The organism is Rubellimicrobium mesophilum DSM 19309 (assembly GCF_000600335.2).
Classification (GTDB): Bacteria; Pseudomonadota; Alphaproteobacteria; order Rhodobacterales; family Rhodobacteraceae; genus Rubellimicrobium; species Rubellimicrobium mesophilum.
Genome location: NZ_KK088521.1, coordinates 82,346 through 96,696 on the forward strand (window position 1 = coordinate 82,346; position 14,351 = coordinate 96,696).

The window sequence follows — 14,351 nt, forward strand, 5'->3', positions numbered from 1 at the left end:
GGGACGGGAGGAGGTGCGCCGTGGAGATCGTCGAGCCGGACCTGGGACGGGTGGTCGCGCCGAATCCCTCGCCTCTCACGGCGGAAGGGACGAACACCTGGCTCCTAGGGACGAGCGAGGTCGCCGTGATCGACCCGGGGCCGGACGATGCGGGTCATCTGGAGGCGGTGCTGGCCGCGCTGGACGGACGTCCGGTCGTGGCGATCCTCGTGACCCATGCGCATCTGGACCATTCGGCGCTGGCCCCTGCCCTTTCCGTCCGAACCGGCGCGCCGGTGCTGGCCTTCGGCGACGCGCGTGCGGGCTGGCGGCCGGTGCCGGAGGCGGTCGGCGGTGGCCGGGGGGTGGACTGGGGCTTTCGACCGGACCGGCTGCTGAGGGACGGCGAGGAGGTCGGCGGCCACGGCTGGCGGCTGCGCGCCTGGCACACGCCGGGGCACATGGGGAATCACCTTTGCCTGGACGACGGGCGGCGGCTCTTCACCGGGGACCATGCCATGGGATTCGCGACGAGCCTGGTGTCTCCGCCGGAGGGCGACATGGGGGACTACGTCGATTCGCTGGACAGGCTGATAGGGCTCGGGCCGCGGATGCTCCTGCCGGGACACGGCGCCATGGTCGAGCACGGGCCAGAGCGTCTGCGCGCCCTGCGCGAGCACCGGCGCCAGCGGGAGAAGGAGATCGTCGAGGCCCTGGGAATCGGTCCCGCGACGGTCGGCGAGATCGCGGCGCGGCTTTATGCCGGACTCGCGGTCGGTCTGCTGAGGGCGGCGGAGCGCAACGTGCTCGCGCATCTGATCGACCTGTCGCGCCGGGGGGTCGTGGCGCCGGTGGGCGCCTTGTCCAGGGTCGCCGCCTTCCGTCGGGTCTGATGCCGTTCCCCTCTGGACGGCGGAAAACACGGTTGCTATAGGGCCCGCGTGTTCCGGCGTAGCTCAGCGGTAGAGCAGTTGACTGTTAATCAATTGGTCGTAGGTTCGATCCCTACCGCCGGAGCCAAAATCCCTAGAAGCTGCTGAATCAGCAGGATTCCCTCCATTCGGAGTCGGAGCCGAGGCTTCCCGTGCCCGGCCCGCTGCACATCTCGGTGCACAAGGCGGACGAACGGGGACTCCGCGCGCCCCAGCCAGAAGCATTTTGGGCGAGGGAGCGCTCGTCCTGCTCGACCATGCGGTCGCCGGGGCACCGCTGCGCCATCTTGGCAGACGCTCGATGACGGAACTGCTGGCGAGGCGCGTGGTGCCCTCGCCAACGATCGGACGACCCGGGCCTCGGCTCAGGGGGCCCCGGAACCTGTGCGCCCCGTCGTCATCGCGGCTGCGACGCTGCGCTCCCGCGATCCGCCGGCCTGGTTTCGGGCTCGCCGACACTCTCGACCGTGAGCCGGTGGACTCGCCCGTCGCGGCCCGTCCAAGGGATGGACTGTCCGACGGAGAGGCCGACGAGGGCCGCTCCGATCGGGGTCAGGACCGACACCTTGCCCTGGGCGATGTCGGCGTCCTGGGGAAAGACCAGCGTCACCCGCCGCACCTGCCCCGCCTCGGTCCTGAAGCTCAGGGTGGAGCCCATGCGCACGAGGCCGGACGGGACCTGGTCCTCGGGCAGGACCTCGGCGCGGACGAGTTCCGTGAGCAGCTCGTTGGCGGCCTCGGCCTCGGGACCCGCCGAGGCCACGCCCAGATGGAGCAGCCTGTCGTAGTCCGCCTGGGTGGATCGCGATGCTGGGCTTGTGGAGTTCTAGGGGCGTCGAGCGCCATGTGGGGTCTCCTCTCGGGGTCGGGCCGCGTGTGGGCGGCGGGGTGGATACGCTTCGATTGCGGCGGGCCTACCTGGCATGTCGCTGTCTCCTTTCGTCGGGATCGAAGGGCCGGATCCGCCTTGTGGCTAATGCCAGCACTGCCGGCCCGCGCTGGGGCCTCCCCTGGCCGCCGGGGGAGGATGTCGGGGTCGGGCACGGGTCCTCCGCCCGCTGGAAGGTGAAGGCCTGGCGGAGGCAGGCCATGTCGGCCGCCGCATCCTCCTCCGGGCCGAGCAGGATCCAACCCCAGAGCTTGCGCACCCGATGGCGCACGAGCATGGGCAGGACAAAGTGCTCGACCATGACGGTCTGCTCCCGAGGGAGTCGCGCCGTGAACCGGCCCAGGACCGGCATCTCCGTCTCGAAGGCCCGCGCCAGGTCGTTCCTCCAGTGGAACTGGAAGCCGCCGCAACATCCCCGAAGGACTTCGAAGCCCGGGGCCTCCATGCCTGCCAAGGTCAGGAGGACGGGATCGGCCTCGTCGATCCGGAAGCGCGTGAAGGGGAGATTGCTCTCGGGCCACGCGCCATAGCTCGCGGTGCCGTCGAGGACCTCGCCGCCGATGCCCTTGAGCTCGCCGTAGGTTCGGGCCTCGAGGATGCGCTCCAGAAGCCGGAGCGTCGCCGGCAGGAGCGCCTCGCGCCTGGCGATGCCCATTCCCCTCAGTCGATGCAACATGTTCAAGGTCCTCCTTTCGTGCTGGACCGGGTGGCGGCGGATGGTGCTCGCCCCCCGTCCGGGTGGTGCGGGGTCAGGCGGCGCTGGGGCCGGGATCATCGCCACACGCAGTTCGGTCCAAGATGGCTCCACGCCGCATCCGGGCGGTGCTGAGCGAGGTCACCACGGCGCCGGAGGCCCTCGATGCGGGTTGGACGATCGGTGCCGTCGCCCCGGCCGACCGAGCCGCCTCGGGCTGGTCGAGGACCGCTTCCAGCACCACGTGCTCGACCTCGCCACCGACCGTCGGGATGGCCGCACTCCGACCTGCCTGCATCCCCAGCAGCGCCAGGCCGCGCGGCACGCTGATGGGAAGCGTCGCGTCGCGGAGCTTGCCGTCGGCCCCCCAGACCAGGACCCGCTCGTCGGCCGATCCGGCGCCGATGCGGAAGCGCACCCGGCTGTTCAGGGTCGCCACCTGCGGATCGATCTCGGGCGCGAAGACGATCGTCGCCGCCTCGAGCTTGCGGGAGAGCATGACGCGCAGGATGTCCTGGCCGGGATCGAGCTGCTGGCGCAGGCCTTCGAGGAGAGCAAAGGTGCGAGGCGTGAGGGTGATCGGATGGCCGCTGATCATCGGTGGTCTCCAAGGGAAAAGAGGAGGTTCGTGCCCCGTGGGCGAAGCGCGGATGATCCGACCCTGGCCGGGCCGGTCCTCGGGGATCAGGCCGCGCCAGGGGTCAGCCGCGTGCCGGCAGGACGCGAAGGACGGATCATCGGCAGCCCCGGGACGTGCCCGATCCCTCCGGTCGGCGACCTTCGCGGAACGGGCGAACGGAATGCCAAGCGCCGTCGCATCCGATCCAAGCGGACAGGACCGGGTCGATAGTATGTCAGAGCTGTTCGGATACGATCACGGTTCCCCTAAGCTGGCCGGGCGCAATGAGGCCAGCTTAGGGCGGCTATCCTTCGACCGGCTGTTCCCGGCGAGGGGTCCTATGTTCGAACGACGTGATCATGCCTCGATATTAGGCCCTGACGGAACCAAATCAAGACATGGGAACGGCGCCGTGATCCTGCGTCGCGGGCCGAGGCGTCACCCGGCACCGCGACTTCGCCCGCCGCTCCGGGCGTCGACGGATCGGGCTCGCTCGTCCCACCTTTCCTGAGGTCGGTGCCGGAGGGACGACGCTCCGAGAAGCGGGGGCAGGTCCACGCCGTCTCGCCCCCTATCCGTCGGCGGCGTTGGCCCCGTGAACTCCGGCGCAAGAGGCGGTAGCCTCGGGAGCGGAACGCCGCATCGGAGAGAGCCGCCGTTGGAACTCGACCAGATCCCACCCCTCAACACGCTGATCGCCTTCCAGACGGTCGCGCGCTGCGGCAGCTTCTCGGATGCGGCCGCCGTCCTCGGCCTGACGCAGAGCGGGGTGAGCCGACGGATCAAGCGGCTCGAGGACGAGGTCGGCGCGGAGCTCTTCGAGCGGCTCGCCTCCGGGGTGACGCTGACGCGCACCGGCGAGGACTACGCGCAGGAGGTCGGGCGGGCGCTCGACGTGCTGGCGAACCTGGGCGAGCGCTCGCTCGGCCGGCGGGTCCAGGGGCGGCTCACGGTCGCCTGCTCGCGTGCGGTGGGGGAGCTGTGGCTGGTGCCGCGCCTCGGCGGCCTGAGCGCGGAGTTCCCGGACCTGGAGCTGAAGCTCCTCGTCGACGACAACTTTACCCACATGCGCAGCGACGAATACGACCTCGCCATCGCGTTCCTGCTCAACCCGCCGCCGGAGCAGGTCCTCGGCCAGCTCGGTCGCGAGGAGATGGTGCCGGTGATGGCCCCTTCCCTGCCGCCGCTGGCCGAGCAGGCGCGCCCCGTGATCTTCGCCATCGAGGAGACCTTCAAGGAGTGGACCGACTGGGGGAACTGGCTGTCGGAAGCCGGGCTCCACCTGCCCGAGGCGGCCCGGCGCTGGAAGCTCAACGACTACGACATGGCGGTCCGGTCGGCGCGGGCGGGGCTGGGCGTCGCCATGGGTTGGACCTGGCTCGTGCGCGACGACCTCGACTCGGGTCGCCTCGTCCCGGCGCATCCCCATGTCCTGACGGGCCGCGGCGGCTACTTTCTCCTGCGGCCGCCGGAGCGGCATATGCGCCAGCTCGCCCGCCGCGTGGCCGACTGGATGCTGGCGAGCAATCGGCCGTGACACCCCCCTGCGGATGGCGAAAGCGTCATGAGGTCATGACGAAAAGTCATTTGCTGGCCCTCGTTATGAAAAGTTACGGCTTCGAGAGGGAAGGAACTCATGGCGAACATGGGTCCGGACGGCCGTTGCCGGCAGCTCGGTCCCGTCGGCCCGGGTCGCGGCCCGGAGAGGAAGGGGGAGGAAATGACGTTTCATAAGGGTCTCGTTCTCGATCGTCGGAGCCTGATCGCCGGCGCCTCGGCCCTGGGCCTGACCGGTCTCCTGGGTCGGCCGGCCCTCGCGCAGGAGACGCCGCGCAAGGGCGGCGTCTTCGTGATGGGCATCGGCGGCGGCTCGACGACCGACGACTTCGACATCCGCAAGCTCAACGACTGGGTGCCGGTCAACCAGGCCTACATGGTGATGAACGGCCTCGTGGAGATCGACTCCGACAACCGCGCGCAGCCCGAGCTGTTCGAGAGCTGGGAGGCCGCCGAGGGCGCCGCCGAGTGGACCTTCAAGGTGCGCCAGGGCGTCACCTTCCACGACGGCAAGACGCTGACCGCCGACGACATCATCTACTCGCTGAACCTCCATCGCGGCGACACCGGATCGGCCGCCCGCTCCGTCGCGGCGGCCTTCAAGGACGTGGCCAAGGTCTCGGACAGCGAGATCCGCATCACGCTGGAAAGCGGCAACGCCGACCTGCCCTATGTGCTGTCCGACTACCACTTCCTCGTCGTGCCCGAGGGCTTCGAGGACTGGTCCAACCCGATCGGCACCGGCCCCTTCAAGGTCGAGAGCATGGAGCCCGGCGTCCGCGCGCGCTTCGTCGCAACGAATCCTACTGAAGCCCGCTGCGCCAACGTGGACGCGGTCGAGGTCATCGTCATCAACGACATCGCGGCGCGGACCAATGCTCTGATGTCGGGGCAGGTCCAGGCGATCAACAGCCTCGACTTCAAGACGGTGGACCTTCTGGGCCGCAACCCGAACCTGCAGATCGTGCGCTCGGCCGGGGGGCAGCACTTCACCTTCCTGATGGACTGCACGCAGGCGCCCTTCACCGACAACAACGTGCGCCTCGCCATCAAGCACGCCGTCGACCGAGAGCAGCTCCTCCAGACGGCGCTGCTGGGCAACGGCCGGCTCGGCAACGACCACCCGATCCCGAGCACCGACCGCTTCTACAACAGCGAGCTTCCGCAACGGGTCTACGACCCCGAGAAGGCGAAGTTCTACCTCAAGCAGGCCGGGATGGAGAACCTGAGCGTGACGCTCTCCACCTCGGACGCGGCCTTCCCCGGCGCGGTGGACGCGGCGGCGATCTTCCGCACCGCCGCCGCCCCGGCCGGCATCGACGTGGAGCTCAAGCGCGAGCCTGCCGACGGCTACTGGGACAACGTCTGGATGAAGGTGCCGTTCTGCATGTCCTACTGGGGCGGACGACCGACGGCCGATCAGATGCTGACCATCGCCTACCAATCCACCTCGGCCCAGAACGACACGCACTGGAAGAACGAGGAGTTCGACCGGCTGCTCGTGGAGGCGCGCGCGCTGCTGGACGACGAGCGCCGGAAGGAGATCTACTGGCGCCTGCAGGAGATCCTCCACGACGAGGGCGGCGCCATGATCCCGATGTTCGGGGACTACCTCGACGGGGTCTCGACGCAGGTGAAGGGCGTCACGCCGCATCCCATGTTCAACCTCATGGGCGCCCGCATGGCCGAGAAGATCTGGCTCGAAGGCTGATGTCGCGGCTGATCCTCGGGCGGCTCGCCTGGGGGCTGCTGACGCTCTGGCTGGTCTCCGTCCTGGTTTTCGCCGGGACGGAGCTCCTGCCGGGCGACGTGGCCGCCGCGATCCTCGGCCAGAACGCCACCCCGGAATCGCTGGCGGCGCTGCGCGAGGAGCTCGGGCTGAACGCGCCCGCGCTCCAGCGCTATGTCGCATGGCTGCTGGGGTTCCTGCACGGCGACCTCGGGGAGTCGCTGGCCAACCGCACGCCGGTGGCCGAGCTGCTCTGGCCTCGTTTCGGCAACACCATGGCGCTCGCGGCCTATGCGGCCGTCGTCGCGGTGCCGCTGGCGGTGACGCTGGGCATCCTCTCGGCCGTGCGGCGGGGCTCGCTCTTCGACCGGGGCGCGAACGTCATCGCGCTGGCGACGGTGTCGCTGCCCGAGTACTTCCTGGGGCTCCTGCTGATCCTGCTGCTGTCGGTGCGGACCGGGCTGCTGCCGAGCCTCGCCAACACCTACGAGGGGATGGGCTTCCTCGCCTGGCTCCAAGCCACGACGCTGCCGATGATCGTGCTGACGCTGGTCACGGTGGCCCAGATCATGCGGATGACGCGGACGGCGGTGCTGGGCGTCATGGACCAGCCCTTCATCGAGATGGCCTATCTCAAGGGGCTGCGGAACGGCCGGGTGGTGCTGCGCCACGCGGTGCCGAACGCGGCCGCGCCCATCGTCAACGTCGTGGCCTTCAACATCGCCTACCTCATCACGGGCGTCGTGCTGGTCGAGGCGGTCTTCAACTACAACGGGCTCGGCCGCTTCATGGTGGACGCGGTGTCCAAGCGCGACCTGCCGATGGTGCAGGGGGCCGCCATGGTCTTCGCGGCGGTCTACGTGCTGCTCAACATGACGGCCGACATCGCGGCCATCGCCCTGAACCCCCGCCTGCGCCACCCGCGCGCCAAGGAGGCCTGAGCCATGGCCCCGCGCGCGCTGCGCTCCGTCCCCCCGACGGCCTGGATCGGCATGGCGCTGATCGCGCTCAACCTCCTGATGTTCCTGCTCGGGCCCGAGCTTGCCCCCTTCGGGCAGGAGGAGACCGTGGGAGCGCCCTTCGACCCGCCCTCGGCCGGGCATCTCCTCGGCCTCGATCAGAACGGGCGCGACATGCTCTCGCGGCTGCTCTACGGCGCGCGGATGTCCATCGGCGTTTCGCTGGCGGCGGTGGCGCTGTCCTTCTCGCTCGGCGTGCCGCTCGGCATCCTGGCCGCGATCCGGGGCCGCGCGGTGGACACTGTCCTCTCCCGCGTCGTAGACACGGTGATGAGCGTGCCGGTCCTGATCTCGGCGCTCGTCGTGCTCCAGGCGCTCGGGTCGAGCCTTCCGGTCCTGATCGTGACCATCGGGCTTCTGGACTCGACCCGCGTGTTCCGCCTGTCGCGCATCGTGGCGCAGGGGATCAACGCCATGGAATACGCCGAGGTCGCGCGGCTGCGGGGCGAGGGGCTCGGCTGGATGATCGGGCGCGAGATCCTGCCCAACGCCATGCCGCCCCTGGTCGCCGAGTTCGGCCTGCGCTTCTGCTTCACCTTCCTCTTCGTCGCGGGCCTGTCCTACCTCGGCCTCGGCGTGCAGCCGCCCTTCGCGGACTGGGGCGGCATGGTGCGGGACAACCAGCAGGGCATCCTCTACGGCCTCTACGCGCCGCTCTTCCCGGCGGCGGCGATCGCGCTCCTGACCATCGGAGTCAACCTCGTGGTGGACTGGCTCCTGGCCGGGCGGACGACCGTGCAGGGAGAGAACCGATGAGCGCCCCGCGCGACTCCGTGCTCGCGATCCGGGACCTCCGGGTCGTGGCGCCGAACGGCGCGGTGCTGGTGGACGGCATCTCGCTCGACCTGCCGCGCGGCGAGATCCTGGGCCTGATCGGCGAGTCCGGGGCGGGCAAGTCCACGATCGGCCTCGCCGCCATGGGCTACGGCCGGGGCGGCTGCCGCATCGCCGGGGGCCGGATCGAGCTTGCCGGGACCGAGCTGACCGCGAGCTCCCGCCCCGTGCGCGAGGCGATGCGCGGTGCGCGGATCGCCTATGTCGCCCAGAGCGCGGCGGCGGCCTTCGACCCCGCCATGCGCCTCGACCGGCAGATCCTCGAGACGCCGCTCCAGCACGGGCTCATGTCCGCGGCGGAGGCGCGGGACTGGATGGTCGAGCTGTTTCGCGCGCTGCAGCTTCCCGACCCGGAAGGTTTCGGCCGGCGCTACCCGCACCAGGTCTCGGGCGGGCAGCTCCAGCGGGCGATGATGGCCATGGCGATGTCCGGCAAGCCCGACGTGCTCGTGCTCGACGAGCCGACCACGGCGCTCGACGTGACCACCCAGGTCGAGGTCCTGGCCCTCCTGCGCGACACGATCCGCCGCTACGGCACGAGCGCGCTATACATCACCCACGACCTCGCCGTGGTGGCGCAACTCGCCGACCGGCTGATGGTGCTGCGCCATGGCCGCGAGGTCGAGAGCGGCACCACCGCCGAGGTGCTCGAGTCCCCGCGCGAGGACTACACCCGCCGGCTGGTGGCCGAGCGGCGCGAGTCCCTCGCCCCCGCCGCCGGCGTTCGGCACGACGCCGGCGAGACGGTGCTCGATTTGCGGAACGTGGATGCGGGCTACGGCGGCTCGCTGGTGCTGCAGGACGTGTCGCTGTCGGTGCGGCGTGGCGAGACGCTGGCCGTGGTGGGCGAGTCCGGCTCGGGCAAGTCCACCCTCGCCCGTTTAGTCGCGGGCCTGCTGCCGCCCGCGCGCGGCGTGGTGGATTTCCGGGGAAGGCCACTGCCCGGCAGCTACCGCGACCGCGACCTCGCCGGCCTCAAGTCGATCCAGATGATCTACCAGCTTCCCGACGTGGCGCTGAACCCGCGCCAGACGGTCGGAGAGGCCATCGGTCGCCCCCTCGCCTTCTACCGCGGCCTGCGCGGGGCGGCGCGGCGGGAGGAGGTGGCCCGGCTCCTCGCGCTGATCGGCCTGCCCGGGGACTTCGCGGACCGCCTGCCGGGCGCGCTCTCGGGCGGGCAGAATCAGCGCGTCTGCATCGCTCGGGCGCTGGCGGCCGAGCCCGACCTCCTGATCTGCGACGAGGTGACCTCGGCCCTGGACCCGCTGATCGCCGAGGACATCCTGCGCCTCCTGCGGCGGCTGCAGGACGAGCTCGGCATGACCTACCTCTTCATCACGCACGACCTGTCGGTGGTGCGCCGCCTGGCCGACCGAACCGTCGTGATGCAGAAGGGCCGGATCGTCGAGGAGGGACCGACCGCCACCCTCTTCGAGACGCCCCGGGCCGCCTACACCCGGACGCTCCTCGACTCGGTCCCCGAGCTTCGCCGCGACTGGCTCGACGGCGTGCTCGCGCGGCGCGTCCGCTAACCGCACCCCAACGGAACCTGCCTACGGAAGGACTCTTCATGCAGCCCGACGTCATCGAGCATGTCTGGATCCCGATGCGGGACGGCTGCCGGCTCAGCGCCCGGCTCTGGCTGCCCGAGGGGCTGGCGGGCCGACCGGCGCCGGCGGTGCTCGAATACATCCCCTACCGCAAGCGCGACGGGACGCGCGGGCGCGACGAACCCATGCACGGCTTCTTCGCCGCCAACGGCTACGCCGCGATCCGCGTGGACATGCGCGGCAGCGGGGAATCCGAGGGACTGATGGCCGACGAGTACCTCGCGCAGGAGCAGGAGGACGCGCTCGACGTGATCGCCTGGATCGCGGCCCAGCCCTGGTGCTCGGGGTCCGTGGGCATGATGGGCAAGAGCTGGGGCGGCTTCAACAGCCTCCAGGTCGCGGCCCGCCGACCGCCGGCGCTCAAGGCCATCATCACCGTCTATTCCACCGACGACCGCTTCCGCGACGACATCCACTTCATGGGTGGGTGCCTGCTCAACGACAACCTCTGGTGGGGCAGCATCATGCTGGCCTACCAGGCGCGCCCCCAGGATCCCGCCGTCGCCGGCGAGGGCTGGCGCGAGGCATGGCTCGATCGGCTGGACGCCCTGCCGTTCTTCCCCGCGACCTGGGCCTCGCACCAGAGCTACGACGACTACTGGCGTCATGGCTCGGTGCAGGAGGACTGGTCGGCGATCCGGTGCCCGGTCCTCGCCGTGGGCGGCTGGGCCGACACCTACACCAACGCCGTGCCGCGCCTGCTGGCGAACCTCCAGGTGCCCCGGCGCGGGATCATCGGCCCCTGGGGGCACATCTACCCGCAGGACGGCGTGCCCGGCCCGGCGATCGGCTTCCTGCAGGAGGCGTTGCGCTGGTGGGACCACTGGCTCAAGGGCCTCGACACCGGCGTGATGGAGGAGCCGATGCTGCGCGCCTATGTCAACGACGCCGTGGTCCCGGACGGCAGCCGCCTCCACCAGCCCGGGCGCTGGGTCGGCGAGCCCGACTGGCCGAGTCCCCGGATCTCGCTCCGGGAGCTTCACCTCACCGCCGCCAGTGTCCTGAGCCCGGAGGCCGACCCCGCGCCGGGTGCGCGGACGATCCGGTCGCCGCTCTGGCACGGCATGGCGGCGGGCGAGTGGATGGCGACCGGCTGCCCCGGCGAGATGCCGACCGACCAGCGCCTCGACGACGGCGGCGCGCTGGTCTTCGAGACCGCGCCGCTGGAGGTTCCCCTGGAGATCCTCGGCGCGCCCGAGCTGGAGCTTCTGCTCGAGTCCGACGCGCCGGTCGCGCAGGTGGCCGTGCGACTCTGCGACGTGCTGCCCTCGGGCGAGGTCCTGCGCGTCAGCTACCAGGTGCTGAACCTGACGCACCGCAACGGCCATGCCTCGCCCGAGCCCCTGGTGCCGGGGCAGGCCGAGACGGTCCGGATCACGCTGAACGCCTGCGGCCACCGCTTCGCGCCGGGTCACCGGGTCCGCCTCTCGGTCGCGACGAGCTACTGGCCCCTCGTCTGGCCCGCGCCCTCGGCCGCGACGCTGACGCTCGACACGGCGGGATGCGTGCTGCGCCTGCCCTGCCGCGAGGGCGGGGATGCCATCGAGCCGTTCGCGCCGGCCCTGCACGGGACCGACGCGCCCACGACGCAGGTCGATCCCGGCCGCGTCGCCCGATGGTCGCGCATCGACCACCTCACCGGCGAATGCACCTACGTCACGGAGGGCGAGGGTGGGCTCTTCGGCGAGGGCGTCCTGCGCTTCGACGAGATCGACACCACGCTCTCGCACAGCCTCCGGCGCGAGCTCACGGTGCGCCCGGACGACCCGCTCTCGGCCTGCTATGTCCTGACGCAGGCCTACGACATGGGTCGTGAAGGCTGGCGCATCCGAATCGAGACCACGACGCGGATGATTTCCAGCGCGGAAACGTTCAGGATCGGGGGCGAGATGGCGGTGCACGAGAACGGGACGCGGGTCTGGACGCGGAACTGGGACGAGGAGATCCCGCGCGTTCTGATCTGACGGAGCGCGGCTGTCCTTCTCCCGAGCCGGTGAGCCTTCCGATGGCTCGCCGGCGGAACTCGTCCCGGGAGTGTCGGAGCGATCCACGGCCTGCCGTGTCTCGGGTTCCGGAGTCCCTTGCCGTTGCCGCCCGCGATCAGGTCCTCCGCCGCGAGCGTCGAGCCCGACGGTGGCAAGGGGACCGGCTGTGTGAGCATCAGCGGCTCGCGTGGCCAAGGATCGGCGCCGGAGACGGAGGGTGCCGACCTTCCACAAGACGCTGCCTTGGGTCCATGGACGACCTTGTCCATTACGGGGACCTTGCGTGCGGTCTCCAAGCGGAAGCCCTGCTCGACCTCGATGATGCCGCCCCAGCCGGGCTCGTGGTCGAGCCTGTAGGCGGGCACGAGGAAGGCGCCACCGCCCATGGCGGCTGCGATCCTCGCTTCGCATTCCGCGACCGAGAGGGCGTTGATCGATGCGGTCTCCGGGCCCGCAGCGTCCGGTCGGTCTCGAATCTCCTGCGCCGGCGACCCAGCCATGAACTTCTGCCCGGGGAAGTCGTTGCGAAGATCGACGGCGGCGATGCCAACCGCGCGGGCCGACGCGACAGACTCGGCCAGAGGAAGCTGTGGCGCACATCGAAGGACAAGCCGAAGGCCTTCGGGGCCGCGCCTCAGCCGCGGGCGTGGGCCTGGCCCATGGAGCCCGAGCCGATCAGCCCGACGCGGTGGGGAGTGCATGACACGCGAGAGCGTCCTTGTTGACGAGAAGGCGCGGGTCGAGGCGGCCGTCGAGGTAATCGAGGGCGTTCTGCACGGACGCCACGGCCATGCGCTCGGCGGCGTCGGCGGTCAGCCCGGCGATGTGGGGGGACAGGATCACCTGCTCGAAGGCGAAGAGAGGATGGCGCTCGGGTGGGGGCTCGGCGTCGAGCACGTCGAGCCCGGCGGCGCCGACCCGGCCGGAGGCAAGAGCCTCGGCCAGCGCCGCTTCGTCCACGACGCCGCCACGGGCCGTGTTGATGAGGATGGCACCGGGCCGGAGCAGGGCGAGCTCGGCCGCGCCGACCAGCGGGCGCTCGGCCTTGGGCACGTGGACCGACACCGCATCGGCCCAGGCGAGGCCTTCGGAGAGGGTCGCGACGGGTTCGGTCCCGTCGTCGGGCCAGCCCTGCGCCGCCAGGAACGGATCGAAGGCCCGCACCCGCATGGCGAAGCCCCGGGCCATGCGCGCGAGGTGCCGGCCGATGCGGCCATAGCCCAGGATCAGGAGGCGGCGGCCGGAGAGTTCGGTGGCCTCCAGCCGGTTGCGCCAGTTCCAAAGGCTGGGCTCGCGCGCTGCCCGGTCTGCGAGGCGGGCGCGCTTCGCACAGGCCAGGAGCATCATCATGGCGTGCTCGGCCACCGAGACGGAGTTGACGTCGCCCACGATGGCCAGCGCGATCCCCCGGGCATCGAGGGCGGCGAGGTCCACGGCATCGTAGCCCACGCCATGACGGGAGACGACCCGGAGGCGCGGGGCGCGCGCCACCGTGGCGGAGGAGAGAGGTTGGGTCCGGAGCACGAGGCCATCGGCCTTGGCGATCAGCGGGGCGTAGGACGGCTCGGAGACCTCCTCGACGTAGTCGAAGGTCACGCCGGGAGCGGAGGCCAGGAGGTCTAGGCCGGCGGGGTGCAGCTTCCCGGCGATCAGCAGATGCGGCATCAGTAGCCTCCCCTGGCGGTGGCCGAGGCCCCATCTCTCGTCGCGCCGGTCCCTGCCCCGCTCGTCAGGTCCCGGAAGCGCGCCACCGAGGCGCCGGCCGCCGCCGCGAGGAGGCGCGAGTCGCCCGAGACGGTCACGAGGTCGAAGCCCCATTCGACCGCCCGCGCGGCGTAGTCGGGCGTGCCGCAGTGGAGGCAGGCCCTGATGCCGTGGCGGTGCGCGGCGGCCAGGATGCGCTGGATCGCCTCGATCATCTCGGGCTCCTCGCGGTCGAAGCCTGGGCTCAGGCGGCCGTCGCTCAGCCCAAGTGTCAGGTCGGAGGGGCCGATGTAGAGGCCGTCGAGGCCGGGCGTGGCGGCGATGGCGTCGAGGTTCCGCATGGCCTCGGCTGTCTCGATCATCGCGAAGCCGAGAATGACGTCGTTGGCCTGCTTGGAGTAGGCAGCGAGGCCGTGGGCCACGCCGACGCGGGTGGGGCCGAAGCTGCGCTGGCCGCGCGGGGGGTAGCGCAGGGTGCTCGCGAAGCGCGCGGCGTCCTCGGCGGTGTTGATCATGGGGCAGATGATCCCCATGGCACCCGCGTCGAGGAGCTTCATGACGATGCCGGGCTCGCACCAGGGCGCCCGGGTCATCGGCACCACTCCTGACGCGCGCAGGGCCTGGAGCATCGGCAGGACGTCGCCATAGTCGAGCGCGCCGTGCTGAACGTCGATGGTGACGCTGTCGTAGCCCTGGGCGGCCATGATCTCGGCCGTGAAGGGGTTGCCGATCGAGAGCCAGCCGTTGAGGACGGGCCTGCCTTGGGCCCAGAGGTCGCGAACGTGGTTCGGGAGCATCAG

11 protein-coding genes, 1 tRNA gene and 1 pseudogene are annotated in these 14,351 nt (G+C 70.8%); 8 read left to right on the top strand and 5 right to left on the bottom strand.

Annotated elements, in window-relative coordinates:
* The first annotated feature begins 20 nt into the window (after positions 1 to 20).
* Both RUMESO_RS00385 and RUMESO_RS00390 read left to right on the top strand, forming a co-directional pair.
* Entirely contained in the window at positions 21 to 872 is an 852-nt protein-coding gene (locus RUMESO_RS00385) for an MBL fold metallo-hydrolase (RefSeq protein WP_037277144.1), read from the top strand.
* 52 nt (positions 873 to 924) lie between these two features.
* Positions 925 to 999, top strand: a tRNA-Asn gene (locus RUMESO_RS00390).
* Positions 1,000 to 1,308: 309 nt separating this feature from the next.
* Here the strand turns inward: RUMESO_RS00390 and rnk are convergent.
* From rnk to RUMESO_RS00405, 3 genes and pseudogenes are all read right to left on the bottom strand, one after another.
* Positions 1,309 to 1,701, bottom strand: a pseudogene (gene rnk, locus RUMESO_RS00395) (nucleoside diphosphate kinase regulator); the annotation flags it as partial.
* Positions 1,702 to 1,825: 124 nt separating this feature from the next.
* Positions 1,826 to 2,476, bottom strand: coding sequence for a hypothetical protein (locus tag RUMESO_RS00400; RefSeq protein ID WP_156362567.1), 651 nt, complete (start codon positions 2,474 to 2,476; stop codon positions 1,826 to 1,828).
* A gap of 73 nt (positions 2,477 to 2,549) precedes the next feature.
* Positions 2,550 to 3,092, bottom strand: a complete 543-nt coding sequence (locus RUMESO_RS00405) for a GreA/GreB family elongation factor (protein WP_051520874.1) — start codon at positions 3,090 to 3,092, stop codon at positions 2,550 to 2,552.
* 679 nt (positions 3,093 to 3,771) lie between these two features.
* Here RUMESO_RS00405 and RUMESO_RS00410 point away from each other — a divergent pair.
* The 6 genes from RUMESO_RS00410 to RUMESO_RS00435 all read left to right on the top strand — a co-directional run bounded on the left by RUMESO_RS00410 (position 3,772) and on the right by RUMESO_RS00435 (position 11,826).
* Complete coding sequence (locus tag RUMESO_RS00410; protein WP_051520875.1) at positions 3,772 to 4,650, top strand: LysR family transcriptional regulator; 879 nt, start codon at positions 3,772 to 3,774, stop codon at positions 4,648 to 4,650.
* A 183-nt stretch (positions 4,651 to 4,833) separates the two neighbouring features.
* Positions 4,834 to 6,381 (top strand): ABC transporter substrate-binding protein, encoded by a 1,548-nt coding sequence (locus tag RUMESO_RS00415; RefSeq protein ID WP_037277148.1) that lies wholly within the window; start codon positions 4,834 to 4,836, stop codon positions 6,379 to 6,381.
* Positions 6,381 to 7,340, top strand: coding sequence for an ABC transporter permease (locus RUMESO_RS00420; RefSeq protein ID WP_037277150.1), 960 nt, complete (start codon positions 6,381 to 6,383; stop codon positions 7,338 to 7,340). Before RUMESO_RS00415 ends, RUMESO_RS00420 begins: the two co-directional genes overlap by 1 nt.
* Before the next feature lie 3 nt (positions 7,341 to 7,343).
* Positions 7,344 to 8,174 carry an ABC transporter permease gene (locus RUMESO_RS00425; RefSeq protein WP_037277152.1) on the top strand — a complete coding sequence of 277 codons (831 nt, stop codon included), beginning with the start codon at positions 7,344 to 7,346 and terminating at the stop codon, positions 8,172 to 8,174.
* Positions 8,171 to 9,784, top strand: coding sequence for an ABC transporter ATP-binding protein (locus RUMESO_RS00430; RefSeq protein WP_037277154.1), 1,614 nt, complete (start codon positions 8,171 to 8,173; stop codon positions 9,782 to 9,784). The genes RUMESO_RS00425 and RUMESO_RS00430 overlap by 4 nt, the downstream gene beginning before the upstream one ends.
* Positions 9,785 to 9,822: 38 nt before the next feature.
* Positions 9,823 to 11,826: a CocE/NonD family hydrolase gene (locus tag RUMESO_RS00435; protein WP_037277156.1), complete on the top strand. Its 2,004-nt coding sequence runs from the start codon at positions 9,823 to 9,825 to the stop codon at positions 11,824 to 11,826.
* A gap of 696 nt (positions 11,827 to 12,522) precedes the next feature.
* Here RUMESO_RS00435 and RUMESO_RS00440 read toward each other — a convergent pair.
* Together RUMESO_RS00440 and RUMESO_RS00445 are read right to left on the bottom strand one after the other, a co-directional pair.
* Positions 12,523 to 13,512: an NAD(P)-dependent oxidoreductase gene (locus RUMESO_RS00440; RefSeq protein WP_037277157.1), complete on the bottom strand. Its 990-nt coding sequence runs from the start codon at positions 13,510 to 13,512 to the stop codon at positions 12,523 to 12,525.
* Entirely contained in the window at positions 13,512 to 14,348 is an 837-nt protein-coding gene (locus tag RUMESO_RS00445; protein WP_037277158.1) for an HpcH/HpaI aldolase family protein, read from the bottom strand. Before RUMESO_RS00445 ends, RUMESO_RS00440 begins: the two co-directional genes overlap by 1 nt.
* Between the last annotated feature and the right edge of the window lie 3 nt (positions 14,349 to 14,351).